At 59.0% G+C, this 16988-nt stretch carries 17 protein-coding genes; 8 read left to right on the forward strand and 9 right to left on the reverse strand.

What is annotated here, in order from left to right; genetic code table 11:
- Positions 1-89 precede the first annotated feature (89 nt).
- The 4 genes from ACTD9P_RS18190 to ACTD9P_RS18205 form a co-directional block, all read right to left on the reverse strand.
- Positions 90-848: an IclR family transcriptional regulator gene (locus tag ACTD9P_RS18190; RefSeq protein WP_017137263.1), complete on the reverse strand. Its 759-nt coding sequence runs from the start codon at positions 846-848 to the stop codon at positions 90-92.
- A 64-nt stretch (positions 849-912) separates the two neighbouring features.
- Positions 913-2355, reverse strand: coding sequence for an amidase (locus ACTD9P_RS18195; protein WP_438868789.1), 1443 nt, complete (start codon positions 2353-2355; stop codon positions 913-915).
- Positions 2352-3662: a citrate-proton symporter gene (locus tag ACTD9P_RS18200; protein ID WP_438868790.1), complete on the reverse strand. Its 1311-nt coding sequence runs from the start codon at positions 3660-3662 to the stop codon at positions 2352-2354. The genes ACTD9P_RS18195 and ACTD9P_RS18200 overlap by 4 nt, the downstream gene beginning before the upstream one ends.
- Before the next feature lie 60 nt (positions 3663-3722).
- Positions 3723-4898 carry a M20 aminoacylase family protein gene (locus ACTD9P_RS18205; protein WP_438868791.1) on the reverse strand — a complete coding sequence of 392 codons (1176 nt, stop codon included), beginning with the start codon at positions 4896-4898 and terminating at the stop codon, positions 3723-3725.
- A 644-nt stretch (positions 4899-5542) separates the two neighbouring features.
- On the opposite strand from ACTD9P_RS18205, the gene ACTD9P_RS18210 reads away from it, so the two are divergent.
- Entirely contained in the window at positions 5543-6724 is a 1182-nt protein-coding gene (locus ACTD9P_RS18210) for a colicin-like pore-forming protein (RefSeq protein ID WP_438868792.1), read from the forward strand.
- A gap of 11 nt (positions 6725-6735) precedes the next feature.
- On the opposite strand, the gene ACTD9P_RS18215 is transcribed toward ACTD9P_RS18210, so the two are convergent.
- Positions 6736-7062: a colicin E1 family microcin immunity protein gene (locus ACTD9P_RS18215; protein WP_438868793.1), complete on the reverse strand. Its 327-nt coding sequence runs from the start codon at positions 7060-7062 to the stop codon at positions 6736-6738.
- Between the two features lie 446 nt (positions 7063-7508).
- On the opposite strand from ACTD9P_RS18215, the gene ACTD9P_RS18220 reads away from it, so the two are divergent.
- The gene (locus tag ACTD9P_RS18220) at positions 7509-7802 is read left to right on the forward strand and encodes a DUF3077 domain-containing protein (protein WP_099548603.1); all 294 of its coding nucleotides are present in this window, start codon (positions 7509-7511) and stop codon (positions 7800-7802) included.
- 178 nt (positions 7803-7980) lie between these two features.
- On the opposite strand, the gene ACTD9P_RS18225 is transcribed toward ACTD9P_RS18220, so the two are convergent.
- Together ACTD9P_RS18225 and ACTD9P_RS18230 are read right to left on the reverse strand one after the other, a co-directional pair.
- A complete protein-coding gene (locus ACTD9P_RS18225) occupies positions 7981-8295 on the reverse strand; it encodes a hypothetical protein (RefSeq protein WP_056857440.1) in 315 nt (104 codons plus the stop codon).
- Positions 8292-9374 carry a serine hydrolase domain-containing protein gene (locus ACTD9P_RS18230; RefSeq protein ID WP_438868794.1) on the reverse strand — a complete coding sequence of 361 codons (1083 nt, stop codon included), beginning with the start codon at positions 9372-9374 and terminating at the stop codon, positions 8292-8294. The genes ACTD9P_RS18225 and ACTD9P_RS18230 overlap by 4 nt, the downstream gene beginning before the upstream one ends.
- A 185-nt stretch (positions 9375-9559) precedes the next feature.
- Here ACTD9P_RS18230 and olsB point away from each other — a divergent pair, with 185 nt between their 5' ends.
- Together olsB and ACTD9P_RS18240 are read left to right on the forward strand one after the other, a co-directional pair.
- Complete coding sequence (olsB, locus tag ACTD9P_RS18235; protein WP_034118547.1) at positions 9560-10315, forward strand: L-ornithine N(alpha)-acyltransferase; 756 nt, start codon at positions 9560-9562, stop codon at positions 10313-10315.
- Positions 10315-11106, forward strand: coding sequence for a lysophospholipid acyltransferase family protein (locus ACTD9P_RS18240; RefSeq protein WP_438868795.1), 792 nt, complete (start codon positions 10315-10317; stop codon positions 11104-11106). Before olsB ends, ACTD9P_RS18240 begins: the two co-directional genes overlap by 1 nt.
- Before the next feature lie 104 nt (positions 11107-11210).
- Here the strand turns inward: ACTD9P_RS18240 and ACTD9P_RS18245 are convergent, their stop codons facing one another.
- Positions 11211-11795, reverse strand: coding sequence for an acyl carrier protein phosphodiesterase (locus ACTD9P_RS18245; protein ID WP_438868796.1), 585 nt, complete (start codon positions 11793-11795; stop codon positions 11211-11213).
- Positions 11796-11949: 154 nt separating this feature from the next.
- On the opposite strand from ACTD9P_RS18245, the gene ACTD9P_RS18250 reads away from it, so the two are divergent.
- Genes ACTD9P_RS18250 through ACTD9P_RS18260 form a run of 3 tightly spaced genes read left to right on the forward strand, consistent with a single transcriptional unit; the run spans position 11950 to position 14543 of the window.
- Positions 11950-12276, forward strand: coding sequence for an ArsR/SmtB family transcription factor (locus ACTD9P_RS18250; RefSeq protein ID WP_017137252.1), 327 nt, complete (start codon positions 11950-11952; stop codon positions 12274-12276).
- Positions 12277-12289: 13 nt separating this feature from the next.
- Positions 12290-13456 (forward strand): MFS transporter, encoded by a 1167-nt coding sequence (locus ACTD9P_RS18255; RefSeq protein WP_438868797.1) that lies wholly within the window; start codon positions 12290-12292, stop codon positions 13454-13456.
- Positions 13457-13487: 31 nt separating this feature from the next.
- A complete protein-coding gene (locus ACTD9P_RS18260; protein WP_438868798.1) occupies positions 13488-14543 on the forward strand; it encodes an alkene reductase in 1056 nt (351 codons plus the stop codon).
- A gap of 397 nt (positions 14544-14940) precedes the next feature.
- Here ACTD9P_RS18260 and ACTD9P_RS18265 read toward each other — a convergent pair whose 3' ends face one another.
- Positions 14941-15573, reverse strand: coding sequence for a TetR family transcriptional regulator (locus ACTD9P_RS18265; protein WP_138816379.1), 633 nt, complete (start codon positions 15571-15573; stop codon positions 14941-14943).
- A gap of 265 nt (positions 15574-15838) precedes the next feature.
- Here ACTD9P_RS18265 and ACTD9P_RS18270 point away from each other — a divergent pair, with 265 nt between their 5' ends.
- Positions 15839-16987 (forward strand): efflux RND transporter periplasmic adaptor subunit, encoded by a 1149-nt coding sequence (locus tag ACTD9P_RS18270; protein WP_438868799.1) that lies wholly within the window; start codon positions 15839-15841, stop codon positions 16985-16987.
- Position 16988: the final 1 nt, after the last annotated feature.

The following is a 16988-nucleotide window of genomic DNA, read 5'->3' on the forward strand; positions in this document are numbered from 1 at the left end:
CGCGAATGCGGTGGGTCAGTCAATTCATCTGTAACTGACACACCGCATTCGCGAGCAAGCCCGCTCCCACATAGGTTCAGCTGTGCTTGTCAGATCAACGCCCGCTGCACATCGCGCACCGTCGCTTCGAGGCTGGCCATGTGCAGGTTCAATACGCGCTCCACCGGCGCCTGATGCATCGGCCAGTGCAGCGCCATGCTGCCCACCAGCCGCCCATTGGCCTGCACCGGCAAGGCCACCGCGCGAATCAGAAACGGCAGGCGCACCGGGTATTCCCAATAACCTTCAGTACGCTGGCCAAACCCCTGGTGCTGGGTTTGCTCGCAGGTATGCACTTGCTCGTCCGCCGCCACATGATCGCGGCCCGCCAGACGCTGCACCTCCTCAACCGGCAATTGCGTCAGGCACGCCTTGCCCATCGCCGAATGAAACAGGCTGGCGTGCTGGCCGACGATCTGGCAGTTATTGGGGTACAACTTGCGCAACACACTGGGGATCGCACTTTCCATGACTTCCAGGCGCTCGCCATCAAAGCAGGACAGATCCACCACCAGCCCAGTGCGCTCGCTGAGTTCCAGCAGCCAGGGCGCGGCGCTTTCCACCACTTGGCGCTTGAAACGTTGCTGGGTGTCGCCGAACAACCGTTGAGCGCGCAGGCGGTAACGGCGGTCGCTGAGGCCGCGATAGACCCAGCCCTGTTCCTGCAAGGTCAGCAACATGCGCGACACCGTAGCCTTGGGCAAGCGTGTGAGGTAGTGCAACTCCTCCAACCCCAAGGCCTGGTGTTCGCCGAGCAGTTCGACGATGGCGAGTGCGCGCTCAACCGACCGTACCGTGCCTGTCTCCATGTTCGATCTCCCTGTTGCCGGTGGATGATCATTTGTCACAGCAAGATACAGGCCCGATCGCAGGTCAACTCATCGATTCAAGGCACGCAGGCGGGCGGCGTTGTACCCATTGCGTCAGCTGTTCATGGGCATAAGCCAATTGCAGCACTGCCCGGTCCGCCTGGGCCGGGCCGATAATCTGCAGGCCCATGGGCAAGCCTTGAGGATTGAAGCCCACCGGAATATTCATGCTCGGCAAACCGGCCAATGTAGGGCCGATCACCACCTCCATCCAGCGGTGATAAGTGTCCATTTCGCGCCCACCCACACGGCGCGGCCACGCTTGTTGTGCATCAAAAGGGAACACTTGGGCGGTGGGCAACAACAGGAAATCGTAACGTTCAAACAGTTTGGCCAGGGCGCGATACCACTCGCTGCGGTCCACCGACGCTTGATACACCTGCTGCGCACTCAAGCCCAGGCCGCCCTCCACTTCCCATTGCGCCTCAGGCTTGAGCAACGCGCGTTTTTGCGGGTTGGCATAGGCCGCGCCGAGGTTGCCGTGCACCAGCCAGTGGCGATGCACCAGCCAGCAGCGCCACAGGCGCGCCAGGGAAAATGCCGGCTGGCAGCTTTCCACCTCGCAGCCCAATGCGGCGAAATCGCCAAGGGCCGATTCGCACAGGCTCATCACACCCTCGTCCATCGGCAAGTAGCCGTTGTAATCACCCAGCCAGCCCAGGCGGGCGCCTTTGAAGTCGCGCTGCAACGGCTGGCCGAACACCGACGGATCGTCCCTGGATGACAGCGGCACCCGCGGGTCGTAACCGGCCTGAATGCTCAATAACTTCGCCACATCCGTGACGCTGCGGCCCATTGGGCCTTCGGTGCCCAGTTGCTGCACAAACAATTCCGGCGCCGGCCCGTGGGGTACACGCCCCTGTGAAGGGCGCAAACCAAACACGTTATTGAACGCCGCCGGGTTGCGCAGCGAGCCCATCATGTCGCTGCCATCGGCCACCGGCAGCATGCGCAACGCCAGCGCCACCGCCGCCCCGCCGCTGCTGCCGCCGGCCACCCGGCTTGGGTCATAGGCATTGCCGGTGGTGCCGAACAGCGTGTTGTAGGTCTGCGAGCCGAGGCCGAACTCCGGCACGTTGGTCTTGCCGATGATAATTGCGCCACTGGCCCGCACCCGCGCCACGCTGATCGCATCTTCAGTGGGCACATGCTCGGCGAACAACGGCGAGCCGAGCGTGGTGCGCAAACCGTTGGTGGCTGCCAAATCCTTGATCGCCTGGGGCATGCCGTGCATCCAGCCACGGGACTTGCCCTGGTCCAGTTCGCGATCACAAGCGCGCGCTTCGGCCAGCACTTCATCGGCATCACGCAGCGACACCAGCGCATTCACACTTGGGTTAAAACGCTGGATCTGCGCCAGGTAGTCACCCATCACCTCTTCACACGACACCTGCCGCGCATGGATCGCTTGCGACAGCTGCGTGGCATCCCAATCAACACGGCTCAAGGTTTCACCTCATTGGAAAAGGGCAGCGGTTTTTTCGCCCGTGGGGCTTCGTGCATGCAGTAAGTGCCCATCAACGTCAGCACGCAAGCGAACAGTACATAAAACGACGGCGCCACTGGCGTGCCGAGCACTTTAGTCAGCCAGGTCACGATCAACGGTGCGAAACCGCCGAACACCATGACGGCGACGTTATAGGCCACCGACACACCGGTCGACCTCACCTCAATCGGAAACTGCTCGGCCAGCGCCGTCGGTGCTGGGCCGAAAAACCCGCCGATGGCCGTGCACAGCAGCACTTGCATCACCAGCAAACGCTCGATGGACGGCGCGGCGGCCACCCACACATACAACGGGTAAACCATCACGAAAAACGCCAGGGTGAAGGCCATCAACACCGGCCGCCGCCCCATACGGTCCGAGAGCATGCCGGACAGCGGAATCACCACGGTCATCAGCGCCACCGCGAACATCTGCACCATCAGCACCTGGTCCAGCGGCAAACCGAGGCTCTTGTGCGCGAAGGTCGGCATATTCACCAGCACCACATAGAACGACACTGTCGCGCCACAGGCCAAGCCCATGGAGACGAGGATGCTGCGCCGATGCTCACGCAGCACGTCCATCAGGCTCGGCGCCGGGCCGGTGGCCTGTTTGCGTGCCTGGATAAACTCTTCGGGGTCTTCCAGGTGCCGGCGAATCCACAAGCCCACCGGGCCGATCAGCAAGCCCAGCACAAACGGCACGCGCCAGCCCCACAGGTCGAGGGTTTGCGGCGAAAAGAAGTGCGTCACCAGCGCCACCATCGCCGCGCCGCCAAACACCGCCAGGCATTGCCCCACCAGCTGCCAGGAGCCATACAAGCCCTTGCGATGGGCCGGCGCGCTTTCCACCAGAAACGCCGTGGCACTCGCGTATTCACCGCCGGTGGCAAAGCCCTGGAGCATGCGCGCCACCACAATCAGCAACGGTGCGCCCATGCCGATGGCGGCGTAATTGGGCGCGAAGGCGATCAATGCGATAGACACGGTCATCAGCCGGATAATCAACTGCATCGCGGCTTTGCGGCCTTTGCGGTCGGCATAGATGCCCAGCAGGATGCCGCCCACCGGGCGCATGAAAAAACCCACGCCGAAGGTGGCCAGGGCCATCAGCAGCGAGGCGTATTCATCCTGCGACGGAAAGAACTGCCGGGCAATGATGCTGGCCAGAAAGCCATAAACAATAAAGTCATACCATTCCAACGCATTGCCGATCACGGCCGCCACCACCTGGCGGGTGCGGGAAACGCCTGTGTTTGAAGTCTGCATGAGGAACACTCCATTCAACCGATAAGGGCAAGGGTTCAGCGGCAGAAAAAAGGAAGGTCGTCAGGCAGGCTTGAGCCAGCTCTCGGCCAGCGCGCCCCAGTAGGCGGCGCCGGTCAGCAGGATGTCGTCGTTAAAGTCATAGGCGGGGTTGTGCACCATCGGCCGCGACACGCCGTTGCCGATAAACAGGTAACTGCCGGGGCAGCGTTGCAGCATCCAGGCAAAGTCTTCACTGCCCATCAAGGTGCGGGTGTTGCCGTCTACCGCGTCGGCGCCGAGCAAGGCCACGCCGACCTGGCGAGCAAACTCGGTTTCTTCGGCGTGGTTGACCAGCACCGGGTAAGCCGGGCGGTGTTCGACCTGCACCGTGCAGCCGAAGCTCGCGGCCTGGGCCTGGATGATCGCGTTGACCCGTTCGAGCATCTGCTCGCGCACCTTGGGATTCAGTGCACGCAGGCTCAGGCGCAACAGCGCTTGCTGAGGAATCACGTTGGCGGCCTGCCCCGCTTGCAGTGCACCGACCGTGACCACGGCCGCTTCCTGGGTGTCGATATTACGCGCCACCACCGTCTGCAAGGCCATGACCATACTCGCCGCCGCCACCAGCGGGTCCACCGTCAGATGCGGCATGGAGCCGTGGCCGCCGACGCCTTCCAGCGTCACCGTGAGCAAGTCTTGCGAGGCCATCATCGGCCCGACGCGCAGGCCCAAATGCCCAGCCGGCAAGCCCGGCATATTGTGCATGCCGAACAGGCCATCACACGGAAAGCGCTCCAGCAATCCATCGGCCAGCATCGCCTCGGCGCCGCCCTGGCCTTCTTCGGCGGGTTGAAAAATCAGATTCAAGGTGCCGTCGAATTGGCGCGTCGCCGCCAAGTAACGCGCGGCGCCGAGCAACATGGTGGTGTGGCCGTCATGCCCGCAGGCGTGCATGCAGCCAGCGTGCTGGCTGGTGTAGGCCGCGCCGGTATTTTCGATGATGGGCAAGGCGTCCATGTCGGCGCGAATCCCCAGCGTGCGCGAGCTACTGCCATTGCGCAGCACGCCGACCACACCGGTTTTGCCGATGCCGGTGTGCACCTCGTAGCCCCAATCCCTCAAGGATTGCGCAACGAGCGCGCTGGTGCGGTTCTCTTCAAAGCCGAGTTCTGGGTGAGCGTGGATATCGTGGCGCACAGCGTGCAAGTCGCTGGCGACGTCGCTGAGCCAATCCAGAATGTGCTGGTGTGGGCGCATGGTGATTCTCCTCACAGGCGGGTGGTCCCGTTCTTGTTGGCGACACATCGACAGCTAAGCGCGATGTGCGCGGGAGGACAATCAAAGGTGGTTCCACTGGGTGGAACCTGAGGCTGACACCTAATAACCCTGTGGCGAGCAAGCTTGCTTGCGCTGGGGTGCGCAGCGCCCCTAAAAGCCGGTGACTGCTGCGTAGTCAAAACGGAAGCTAACGCTGTTAACTCAACAGATATTGCGAATGCCCAATCCTACTGGCAGCCAGGAAATAACAGTTTCTAATTAAACATTAATTTATGTAACAAGATATACACCCAAGCATAATGTTTATTGTTTAAAAAAACCAAACACACTTACAGTTCTTAATCACACGCCCTCCACAAACCAACCAAAACCAAAAACGCAACTCTTCACAAAACATAAAAACAAAAACCAATTCAGATAAAAAGACAAACACACGCCGCGTCTAATATAAGGATATAAACAATGAACACTTCAAAAAACGATTACATCGTTATGGCGAGGACCTCTCCTGACAGTTCAGGCGCTTTAATAAACAGCTTGTCCAGGGCGAACCGACGGCCTGCAGATACGGTGCTCAGGCGACAAAACACCATTCCGACAAATATGAAAAAAGGAGCGTCGCTATGAGCGATCGTATTACGATCCATCTCGGTCTGACTGAAATCAGAGCTTATGAACCAACGGTCTTTGGCACTGGCCCCGTGGGCGGCGGTGGCTACGGTGATGATTTTGGTAACAGCACCATAGGAAGAAAGGTCGCGGCGAATGCCCGCAAAGAAGTCAGTGAAAACTACAAAGTACCGATCAATAACGCGGTCGCGGCGCAAGAAGCTGATTATGCAGCTAAACGTCAATTGATACCGGAGGAAATTCAAAGAAAAATTGAAGAAGACAAGCTCAAGAGTGATGTAAAAGCAGACGACCGTGTCGCTAACCTGTGGAGTGAAATCGGGTCTATGGACACGATTATTTCACAAACAGCTCTGGAGACCATTTCACTTCAAGCAGTAGCAAACAGTTTTTATAAACGTGATTTTTTCGATCAGCCCATCAATGCGTTTATTACAGAAGCTGCCGCGCGATTGGCCTACCGTATCGCCGACTCCAAAAAAAGCTTTGAAGATTGGCAAAACTCGCTTAAGGCGGCTTATGAGATCAAACGGCTTAATGATTTAGCTGAACTGGCGAACAAGCAAAAAGCGTGGTCGAGATCGCAAGCTGAAGATGCACGCATTAACGCAGAAGCAGCTACAAAGCTTGCTAACGTAGATGACGCCATAAAATTTACTATTGCCTTTAGTGGCGAAGTGGCTAGAAAATTCGGCGATAAAGCATCAAAGCTCGCAGTTGAGTTAGCAGAAAGCGCGAAAGGTAACAAGATCCGTAGTGCAGATGAAGCTTTTAATGCTTTCGACAAGTACAAAGATGCTCTGGATAAAAAATTCAGCTCCAAGGACAGAGCCGCAGCAGCAAAATACATAGACTCAATGGACTTTGAGGCTATCGGCAAGGCTTCAGCTAAGTTCAGCAAAGGTTTTGGATATGCTGGGTACGCGATAGACTTTAAAGATGCTTATATTGAATTTAAAAAAGCCAGCAAAACAGATAACTGGAAACCTTTTTTTGTAAAGGTCGAAGCGATTGCTCTTGGCATTTCAGCAACAGCATTGGTTAGCGCTATGTTTGGATTCATCGCAGTCACTCCGCTAGGCATACTGGCATTTGCTTTGCTGATCGCTGCAACCGGTGTATTAATTAATGACGCAAGCGTAGAAAGCCTGAACGATTTCATCATGCAACTATAACGTTGGGCCGCCTACATGGCGGCCTTTTTTTTAACGTACAAGCTTATTAAAAAAAGCAAACCAATGGGAATCGCAAATGCAAAATAAAATCCATATACCAGTGTATAACCACCATTTGCCGCCCCCGTCAATACTGGTCCCAAACTCCAAAAATCCTTGCGAATATAACGAAAAACTACATTTTCTACTGCGCGCTTTGCAAAGGGAAACAATAGTGCATTTGCGCCTGCGACTATAAAAACAACCACAGCATTATCGTCTGCTCTGGAAATAAACGCACAGATGAAAAACATAACCAACCCAATGGCCAAATTTTTAAAAAAATAACTCTTCTCCATATCTATCAACCCTTCCCCTGTATGCGCGAGTGTCAAATCCTTTCTTTAATACCTTTTGCTGACCTCAAAGTCCTCTGACCGCCGTCAGATTACTATATAACGCAGGCATCTACTCCTTCTGCAACACTTGCACAAGCACGTTTTTTTGTACTGAAAGTCACCCTACCCAAACACCGAGGAGTCGAGCGCTGCGCGCTCTATAGCGTGCGGCCACGCCGACCAAGGGTGAAATCATGCAACATAAAGTTACTTTAAAACACTGGCGGGTTGCGTAATAAAGCAACGGATTCAATGGCCTTCATTTCAATCAGATGAGTCCTACGTACTTCGCGGATTGAGGCCCATAAGCCATCGGGTTAATCTTCTTCCCGTCGCTGCTCATCAGCGGCCGGGCGTGGAATCCCGAGAAAAGAAGCTCTTTTAGGTTATACCAAAGGAGCAAGCATATGCCGTACGAAATACCCTCAGCCGAAACCATCGGCGCCGCCACCTTCGCAGACTGCGGAGAAAACAAAAGCCACCTGAAACTGTTCCGCGTCAACGCCGGAGTTCCGCTCGTAGAAGCCCTCGAACACGCATCCCACGTGCTCTATTACGCAAAAATGCTCTCCCTTGAAGCCGCCATGGACCCCAAGGCGGAGAAGTTTGCATTCGCCTCGCATTACCTGGGTGAAATGGGTAAAGCGATCATTGATGACCTGCTGCTGGCATTGCAGCCTGGCAGCCCAACCCCGCAGTAAGTCGTTCGCGCCCGGTGCAGTGCATCGGGCGCCTGTCTGTATCTCTATAAATTCCAATGATCAGCACAAATCCAATGTGGGAGCTGGCTTGCCCGCGATAGCGGCAGGTCAGTCAATATCACTGTCGCCCGTGCCGCCGTCATCGCAGGCCAGCTCCCACCGAAAAATCTTCGGTGTGTCAGGGGTTGAGGCGGCAGCCTTGGCGATCACCCAACCACCGCGCCGTGTGCGTGCGCCCCAACCCACTCGCCGTGACTTCACTGCGTTCCGGCGAGTCAGTGAACGCGCTGGTCGGCACATACTGCTTCACATACCCCAGGCAATACTCCGCCGGGTTGTTTTCCACATACCGGCACGAGCAATACTCCTTGGCCGTGTAGGCCGCGATGATGTCGGGGAAGGCTTGCAGGTTGACGCGCTCATGCCACACCCAGCCCAGCAGGGCGAGCAGTAACAGTAAAAAAACACTGATAAACGGATGCCGACGGATCATGGTTGCACCGCCGCCAGCACGCGTTTGAGCAGTTCGTTGTGGCGGTAAGTGCCGTCGCGGTCATCGCCGTAGCGCACGATCACCAGGTGCTCGTCGGGCAGCACGAACAGTGCCTGGCCCCAGTGGCCGAGGGCGGCGAAGGTGTCGGCAGGCGCATCGGGCCAGGGTCTTGGGGCGCCTTGTACGTCGAGGTTGAGCCACCATTGCCCGCCGGGGACGGCTTCGTCCTGGCCAGCCTGGTATTTGTCGAACGGCTGGCGGTTGAACGCCACCCACTCTTTAGGCAGTAGTTGCTGTTCCCCCCAACGACCGTCGCGTGCCATCAGCAGGCCGACTCGCGCTAAATCGCGGGCAGTGAGGTAGGCATAGGACGAGGCGACGAAGGTTTCGTCGGCATCGGTTTCCCACGTGGCGTTGTGAATGCCCAGCGGCTTGAACAGCGCGTCCCACGGGTAGCTCATATAGGCCTTGTGACCGAGCATGCCTTTAAGGGCGGCGGACAGGATATTGCTGTCGCCACTGGAATAACGAAAGGCCTGGCCCGGTGCGGCGGCGGCCTTGGTATCAGCGGCAAACTCGGCCATGTCGCTGCGGCCACGGGTGTAGAGCATCGCCACCACCGAGGAATTGAGTGGCGCGTATTCGTAATCTTCCTGCCAGTCCAGGCCCGAGCCCCAGTGCAGCAGGTCGGCCATGCTCACGTTGGGGTGTCGCTTCATCGGCGGGTAAAAACGCGCCGCCGGGTCATTCAGTTTGAAGCGGTTTTCGCCGTAGGCCACGCCGAGCACGGTGGCCATCAGGCTTTTACTCACCGACCAGGTCAGGTGTGGCGTGCTGGCGGTGGTGGGCGCGCCGTAGCGCTCGTAAACGATCACGCCATCGCGGATCACCAGCAGCGCGTCGGTGCGGATGCCTTTGCGGGTGGCGTCGTCACGTGGGGGGAAAGCGTAGGCATTCAGCGCATCGACCGCGGGGCCTTCGAGCGGCGCGCCCTTGGCCCATTCCTTGTCCGGCCAGATGTCGGCATGGGCGGCAGCAGTGACTAACAGCAGGGCAACGCACAACAGGCCTCGGACCATAGACGCAAACTCAAGGGGGCTTTCAAGCCCGCGAGCCTAGCCCAGGTGCATGACAGATTTGCGACAGGAAGGCCTGTCATCCAAGCGTCACCATAACTTCATGGAGCTGACACCGAGCCTACATAGCCTGAGTTTGGACAAACAAGTCGACCGGCCGGTACGTGGCCGGCACTCGGAGATTCGCCATGACTCAGATCGCCCGCATCAGCGACACCGGCAATGAACGCCGTCTGCAAGCCGAACGCCTGGTTGGCGCCAAGGCTTTGCAGGAAGCCCAGGCCTTGCGTTTCAACGTGTTCAGCGGCGAGTTCAACGCCAAGCTGAAAGGCGCGGAACTGGGTCTGGACATGGATGACTATGATGTTCACTGCAGCCACATCGGCGTGCGGGATTTGAACAGCGGTCGACTGGTGGCCACCACCCGTTTGCTCGACCACCAGGCCGCCAGCACCCTGGGCCGGTTCTACAGCGAAGAAGAATTCAGCCTGCACGGCTTGCTGCACTTGCAAGGCCCGATCCTGGAGATCGGCCGCACCTGCGTCGACCCGGCATACCGCAACGGCGGCACCATCGCAGTGTTGTGGGGCGAATTGGCCGAAGTGCTCAACCAGGGCGGTTACAGCTACTTGATGGGGTGCGCGAGCATCCCGATGCACGACGGCGGCATCCAGGCCCACGCGATCATGCAGCGCCTGCGCGAACGTTACCTGTGCAACGAGCACCTGCGCGCCGAACCGAAAAAACCACTGCCGGCGCTGGACCTGCCGTCCAACGTCATCGCGGAAATGCCGCCGTTGCTCAAGGCCTATATGCGCCTGGGCGCGAAGATCTGCGGCGAGCCGTGCTGGGATGAAGACTTCCAGGTGGCCGACGTTTTCATCCTGCTCAAGCGCGATGAGTTGTGCCCGCGCTACGCCCGCCACTTCAAGGCGGCCATGTGATGAGCCGCCTGCGCATATACGGGCGCATTGCCCGCGTGCTGCTGGTGGTGGCGCTGGGGTTGAGCATGGCCAGTGTGTTTGGCGTGTTCGAGCGTTTGCGCATTGCCAACTCGATGGTGCGGCGCCAGCGTTGGTCGCGGTTTTTTATGGCGCGACTGACCAACGCCCTGCCCTTTCGCGTGACGGTACACGGTGAGCTGCCGACGCAGCCGATGCTGTGGGTGAGCAATCACGTGTCCTGGACCGACATTCCGTTGCTCGGCGCGGTGGCGCCGATGTCGTTCTTGTCCAAGGCCGAAGTGCGCACCTGGCCGGTGGCTGGCTGGCTGGCGGCCAAGGCCGGCAGCTTGTTTATTCGCCGTGGCTCAGGCGACAGCCAGTTGATCCGCAAGCAGATGACCCGGCATCTGGAGCAACAGCACCCGCTGCTGATGTTTCCCGAAGGCACCACCACCGACGGGCGCAGCCTGCGTACTTTCCACGGGCGCTTGCTGGCCAGTGCGATTGACGCAGATGTGTCGCTGCAACCGGTGGCGATTCGTTATTTGCGTGATGGGCAAGTGGACGCGTTGGCGCCGTTTATTGGCGATGATGATTTGCTCTCGCACCTGATGCGTTTGTTTAGCAATGATCAGGGCGATGTGGAGATTCATGTGCTCAAGCCGATTGCCTGTGCCGGGCAGGAACGTGCGGCGCTGGCGTATCAGGCGCAGCAGGCGGTGCAGAAGGCGTTGTTTGGGCCAGTGCCGGAGGTTGAGCAGGTAGATACTCGGCCTGCGTTTGCGGCTTAAAGCGGGCGGGCTTGTGTGGGAGCGGGCTTGCTCGCGAAGGCGGTGTGTCAGTTACAGATAAATTGACTGACCCACCGCCTTGGCGAGCAAGCCCGCTCCCACATTTAGATTTCACTCATCAGTTGGGCTTGGGCAAACTGCTGTAGCTCTGGATAAAACAACCGAAAATCCTCACTCAACGGCTCATACAGCTCCCGCAACTCCTGCATCGCATGCCCCAGCTCCTGAGGCTGGGTGAGCCGCCGCGAAATCCCGCGCAACACCTGCTCCATCACCGCAAACTCGCGGTAGGAACCCAACCAATCATCCGCCGCCATATACGGTGCAATCTGCGCCAACCGCCCCGGCAACTGCGGCTCGTCCGCCAGCACGCGGTACACCTGCGCGGTGAAGCGCTCCAGCGGCTGGTCGGCGTACAGCGCCCAATCCCGCGCCAGGCAGTGGTCGAAAAACACATCGAGGACAATCCCGGCATAGCGCTTGCGGGTCAGGCTGAAGCGTGACAACGCCTCACTCACCAACGAATGGCTGTCGGTAAAGCGGTCAATCGAGCGATGCAACTGAATCGCCGACTCGATTTGCGGGCTGTATTGGCCTTGCAGGCGGCCTTTTACAAAGTCGCCATACAGGCTGCCGAGCAATTGAGCAGGAAGTTGGCCGCCCAGGTGCAGATGTGCGAGATAATTCATGCCGCGCAGTCTACCACTGCCGCTTACGTATCGTTATAACCCGATATACCGAAATAGACTGATCTCAGATCAAAATCATATTGGTATATCGGGATAGACCGATTTAAAGTTCGCCTCATCGCGATATAACGCTGTCCGAAACCGAGCAACCGCCATGTCCATCGACCTCGACGAAATAATAAAAGCCCTGGCACACCCAGTACGACGAGACATCCTCACCTGGCTGAAAGACCCGAAGGTGCAGTTCCCCGAGCAGGTGCACAACCACGAATACGGCATCTGTGCCGGGCAGATCGACCAGCGCTGCGGCTTGTCGCAGTCGACCGTGTCGGCGCACCTGGCCACCTTGCAACGCGCCGGGTTGATCAGCAGCCAAAAGGCCGGGCAGTGGCATTTTTTCAAACGCAACGAGGCAACCATCCAGGCCTTCCTCGCGGCGCTCATCACCGAACTCAGCGCTGACGAAAACGCAGCGCTGTAACAAGGAAATACCCATGCCCCTCTCGCTACTCATACTGGCCCTCAGCGCCTTCGCCATCGGCACCACCGAGTTCGTCATCATGGGCTTGTTGCCCGATGTGGCGGCGGACTTGGGCGTGTCGATCCCCGGCGCCGGCTGGCTGGTCACCGGCTACGCCCTGGGCGTGGCCATTGGCGCACCGTTCATGGCACTGGCCACCGCCAAGCTGCCACGCAAGGCCGCGCTGGTAGCGTTGATGGGCATCTTTATTGTCGGCAACCTGCTCTGCGCCCTGGCCAGTGACTACAACGTGCTGATGTTTGCCCGTGTGGTCACCGCGCTGTGCCACGGTGCGTTCTTCGGGATCGGCTCGGTGGTGGCGGCCAACCTGGTGCCGGCCAACAAACGCGCTTCGGCCGTGGCGTTGATGTTCACCGGCTTGACCCTGGCCAACGTGCTCGGCGTACCGCTGGGCACCGCGCTGGGCCAGGCCACTGGCTGGCGCTCGACGTTCTTTGCCGTCACGGTGATCGGCGTGATCGCGCTGATCGGCCTGATCCGCTTCCTGCCCGCCAAGCGTGACGAAGAAAAACTCGACATGCGCGCCGAACTCAAAGCCCTCAAGGGCGCGGGTATCTGGTTGTCACTGAGCATGACTGCATTGTTCTCCGCGTCGATGTTCACCCTGTTTACTTATGTTGCACCGCTGCTCGGCGATGTCACCGGTGTGTCGCCCAAAGGCGTGACCTGGACCCTGCTGCTGATCGGCCTGGGCCTTACTGTCGGCAACATCATCGGCGGCAAGCTGGCGGATAAACGCCTGGCCGCCACCCTGATCGGCGTGTTCATCAGCATGGCAGTGGTCTCCACGGTGTTGACCTGGACCAGCGTCGCGGTGATCCCGACGGAAATCACTCTGTTCCTGTGGGCCACCGCCTCGTTCGCCGCCGTCCCGGCGCTGCAGATCAACGTGGTGACCTTCGGCAAGGCCGCACCCAACCTGGTGTCCACCTTGAATATTGGCGCCTTCAACATCGGCAACGCGCTCGGCGCCTGGGTCGGCGGCAGCGTGATTGCCCACGGTTTCGGCCTGACCAGCGTGCCTTTGGCGGCGGCGGCCCTGGCGATTCTGGCCTTGCTGGTGACCCTGATTACTTTCCGTCAGAGCGGCGATGCCGGCCTGGCCCCTGCGACCCACTGATCAATCCACTTAAAGAGAAGGGTGTTTTCCCATGACGACTATTTTCGATCCGATCACACTGGGCGACCTGCAATTGTCCAACCGCATCATCATGGCGCCGCTGACCCGCTGCCGCGCCGATGAAGGCCGCGTACCCAATGCGCTGATGGCCGAGTACTACGTTCAACGCGCTTCCGCCGGGCTGATCTTAAGCGAAGCCACCTCCGTGACGCCGCTGGGCGTTGGCTACCCGGACACTCCGGGTATCTGGTCCAACGACCAGGTACGCGGCTGGGCCAATGTCACCAAGGCGATACACGGCGCGGGCGGCAAGATTTTCCTGCAGCTGTGGCACGTGGGCCGTATCTCCCATGAGTCGTACCTGAACGGCGAAACACCGGTGGCACCCAGCGCCATCCAGCCTAAAGGCCACGTCAGCCTGGTTCGCCCGCTGGCCGACTACCCGACGCCTCGCGCCCTGGAAACCGCTGAAATCGCCGACATCGTCGACGCTTACCGCGTAGGTGCCGAGAACGCCAAGGCCGCAGGTTTTGACGGCGTGGAAATTCACGGTGCCAACGGTTACCTGCTCGACCAGTTCCTGCAAAGCAGCACCAACCAGCGCACCGACAACTATGGTGGCTCCCTGGAAAACCGTGCACGCCTGCTGCTGGAAGTGACCGACGCCGCCATCGAAGTCTGGGGCGCTGGCCGTGTGGGTGTGCACCTGGCACCGCGCGCCGACTCCCATGACATGGGCGACGACAACTTGGCGGAAACCTTCACCTACGTCGCCAGCGAGCTGGGCAAGCGTGGTATCGCGTTTATCTGCTCGCGCGAAAAAGAAGCCGGCGACAGCCTCGGCCCACAGCTGAAAAAAGCCTTCGGCGGCCCGTACATCGCCAACGAACGCTTCACCAAAGACAGCGCCAACGCATGGCTGGCTGCCGGCAAGGCAGACGCGGTGGCCTTCGGCGTGCCGTTCATTGCCAACCCGGACCTGCCGGCACGCTTGAAGGCCGATGCGCCGTTGAACGAACCGCACCCGGAAACCTTCTACGGTAAAGGCCCGGTGGGTTACATCGACTACCCGACGCTGGCGCTGTAATCGCCTGAAACGCAAAAAGCCCCGGCTGGCAACAACCGGGGCTTTTTTACACCTGCCTGAAAAACGCCGCAGATCTACTGTGGGAGCGGGCTTGCTCGCGAAAGCGGTGGATCAGTCAAAGATGTATCAACTGGCAGCACGCCTTCGCGAGCAAGCCCGCTCCCACATTTGATCGTTCCCGCACCCTGGACGCTCTGCGTCTGCCCCTGGTTCGCACAGAGGCTGGGAAACACTCCTTCACAGCCTTGCAACAATATCGCTACAAAATACTTAGGCGGCTACCTATCAACCGCCCGCCAGCCCGTATATAAAGTCACCCCACAAATCCTGCGAAGGGACGATTGACTGTCTCTGGACTTTACTGTTGACACAACTGGATGCAATTACGCATTTTGTCTTAATTGCGTAGGCTAGGGCTCAAGCGCAGCATGTCCAGCCCAACATCTACCCAGCGTTCAGCGTCCTGGTGCAATTGGAAGCTGTCGGGGACCAATAGCCACTGGCCAATCAAGCCGTGGATGTAGGCATGGATGCACACCGCGCCTCGCGTGGTGTCGAGGTTTTCCGGAAGTTGCCCGCGATGGACCGCGTTGCGCAGTGTCAGGCCAATGCGCAGGTTGCATTCAAGGCTGTGGGTCTGGCGTTGGCGCCGCATGTCGCACATTTCATCGGTGAACTCGCACTTATGAAACAGGATTTCGTTGATGCGCCGGGTTTTCGGGTCCAGGGCCACTTGATGATAGAGACGGATCAACAGCTTGCGCATACAGCCCAGCGGGTCGACTTCATCCTCGCTTTCACTGGCCCGGGCCAATTCGTCCAGGGGTTCGTGCAGCGTGTCGAGCAGTGCCTGGAGCAAATCGGACTTGTTACTGAAGTGCCAATAGATAGCCCCGCGCGTCACCCCGGCCAGCGCGGCGATGTCCGCCAGCGTAGTGCGCGCCACACCGCGTTGATAAAAGGCTTGCTCGGCGGCGTCGAGAATCTGGCTGCGCGTTTCCTGAGCTTCCTCTTTGGTGCGACGAACCATGGCAGTAAAACCTCAATCAGGACACTGTGGATGGTGCTTGAGCATCATCTGAATAATTGTGGGACGACGTCGTCTTGGGCGCCGAACGTACTAAAATCGAGGCTTTGGCGGATGCTTTGTCAACAATCCGCGAAGCCTGTCAAGAGTTTACAAACAACCGTGAACGTAAGTATATTGCGTAGCAAGCTACTTATCCACTCATGGCTTGTTTTTTACCCTTCCACACTTCTTGTGCGCATTTTGCGCGCCTGACCCGAGGATCTTCATGCAACTTAAGCCAGCTGTTACCGCTCTGGTCACTGCCGTCGCCCTGGCATCGCTGCTCAGCGGATGTAAAAAGGAAGAAGCGGCTCCGCCCGCTCAAACCCCTCAGGTCGGCGTGGTCACTATTCAACCGCAAGCCTTTACCCTGACATCCGAGCTGCCAGGCCGCACCACCGCCTACCGCATCGCGGAAGTTCGTCCCCAGGTGAACGGCATCATTCTCAAGCGTCTGTTCAAGGAAGGCGGCGACGTGAAGGAAGGGCAACAGCTCTACCAGATCGACCCGTCTGTGTATGACGCCACCCTCAAAAGCGCACAAGCGAGCCTGACCCAGACCAAGTCGATCACCGACCGCTACAAGCAACTTGTCGATGAGCAGGCCGTCAGCCGTCAGGAATACGACACCGCCGTGGCCAACCGCATGACGTCTGAAGCCGACGTGCAAACCGCCCAGATCAACGTGCGCTACACCAAAGTGTTCGCGCCGATCTCCGGGCGTATTGGTCGTTCTTCGGTCACCGAAGGCGCACTGGTCAGCAATGGCCAGGCCGACGCCATGGCTGTGATCCAGCAACTGGACCCAATCTACGTCGACGTCACCCAGTCCTCGGCAGAAATGCTGAAACTGCGCCGTGACCTGGAAAGCGGCCAGCTGGAAAAGGCCGGCGACAACGCCGCCAAGGTCAAGCTGACCCTGGAAGACGGCAGCGCCTACGCCCAGGATGGCAAGCTGGAGTTCTCCGAAGTGTCGGTTGACCAGACCACGGGCTCCGTCACCTTGCGCGCCGTATTCCCGAACCCTGACCACACCCTGCTGCCGGGCATGTTCGTACACGCCCAGCTGCAAGCCGGTGTGAACAGCAAGGCCATCCTGGCACCTCAGCAAGGTGTGACCCGTGACCTCAAGGGCATCCCGACGGCGCTGATCGTGAACAAGGACAACAAGGTCGAGCAGCGTCAACTGGTTGCCAACCGCACCGCCGGCGCCTACTGGCTGGTGGAAAAAGGTCTGGACGCCGGTGACCGCGTGATCACTGAAGGCCTGCAGTTCATCAAGCCGGGTATCGAAGTCAAGGTTAAGGACGCTGACAACGCCAAACCCGCCGGCACTGCCGCAGCACCTGCTGCCGATGCTGGTAAAGGGGAGTAAT

Origin of the sequence: Pseudomonas onubensis, from assembly GCF_965653655.1 — a bacterium.
In the GTDB taxonomy this organism is placed as follows: Bacteria; Pseudomonadota; Gammaproteobacteria; order Pseudomonadales; family Pseudomonadaceae; genus Aquipseudomonas.

Coding starts and splice junctions, on each gene's coding strand:
- ACTD9P_RS18190 (WP_017137263.1), bottom strand. CDS start 848: ATGGAGACAGGCACGGTACGGTCGGTTGAGCGCGCACTCGCCATCGTC.
- ACTD9P_RS18200 (WP_438868790.1), bottom strand. CDS start 3,662: ATGCAGACTTCAAACACAGGCGTTTCCCGCACCCGCCAGGTGGTGGCG.
- ACTD9P_RS18205 (WP_438868791.1), bottom strand. CDS start 4,898: ATGCGCCCACACCAGCACATTCTGGATTGGCTCAGCGACGTCGCCAGC.
- ACTD9P_RS18210 (WP_438868792.1), top strand. CDS start 5,543: ATGAGCGATCGTATTACGATCCATCTCGGTCTGACTGAAATCAGAGCT.
- ACTD9P_RS18215 (WP_438868793.1), bottom strand. CDS start 7,062: ATGGAGAAGAGTTATTTTTTTAAAAATTTGGCCATTGGGTTGGTTATG.
- ACTD9P_RS18220 (WP_099548603.1), top strand. CDS start 7,509: ATGCCGTACGAAATACCCTCAGCCGAAACCATCGGCGCCGCCACCTTC.
- ACTD9P_RS18225 (WP_056857440.1), bottom strand. CDS start 8,295: ATGATCCGTCGGCATCCGTTTATCAGTGTTTTTTTACTGTTACTGCTC.
- ACTD9P_RS18230 (WP_438868794.1), bottom strand. CDS start 9,374: ATGGTCCGAGGCCTGTTGTGCGTTGCCCTGCTGTTAGTCACTGCTGCC.
- olsB (WP_034118547.1), top strand. CDS start 9,560: ATGACTCAGATCGCCCGCATCAGCGACACCGGCAATGAACGCCGTCTG.
- ACTD9P_RS18240 (WP_438868795.1), top strand. CDS start 10,315: ATGAGCCGCCTGCGCATATACGGGCGCATTGCCCGCGTGCTGCTGGTG.
- ACTD9P_RS18245 (WP_438868796.1), bottom strand. CDS start 11,795: ATGAATTATCTCGCACATCTGCACCTGGGCGGCCAACTTCCTGCTCAA.
- ACTD9P_RS18250 (WP_017137252.1), top strand. CDS start 11,950: ATGTCCATCGACCTCGACGAAATAATAAAAGCCCTGGCACACCCAGTA.
- ACTD9P_RS18255 (WP_438868797.1), top strand. CDS start 12,290: ATGCCCCTCTCGCTACTCATACTGGCCCTCAGCGCCTTCGCCATCGGC.
- ACTD9P_RS18260 (WP_438868798.1), top strand. CDS start 13,488: ATGACGACTATTTTCGATCCGATCACACTGGGCGACCTGCAATTGTCC.
- ACTD9P_RS18265 (WP_138816379.1), bottom strand. CDS start 15,573: ATGGTTCGTCGCACCAAAGAGGAAGCTCAGGAAACGCGCAGCCAGATT.
- ACTD9P_RS18270 (WP_438868799.1), top strand. CDS start 15,839: ATGCAACTTAAGCCAGCTGTTACCGCTCTGGTCACTGCCGTCGCCCTG.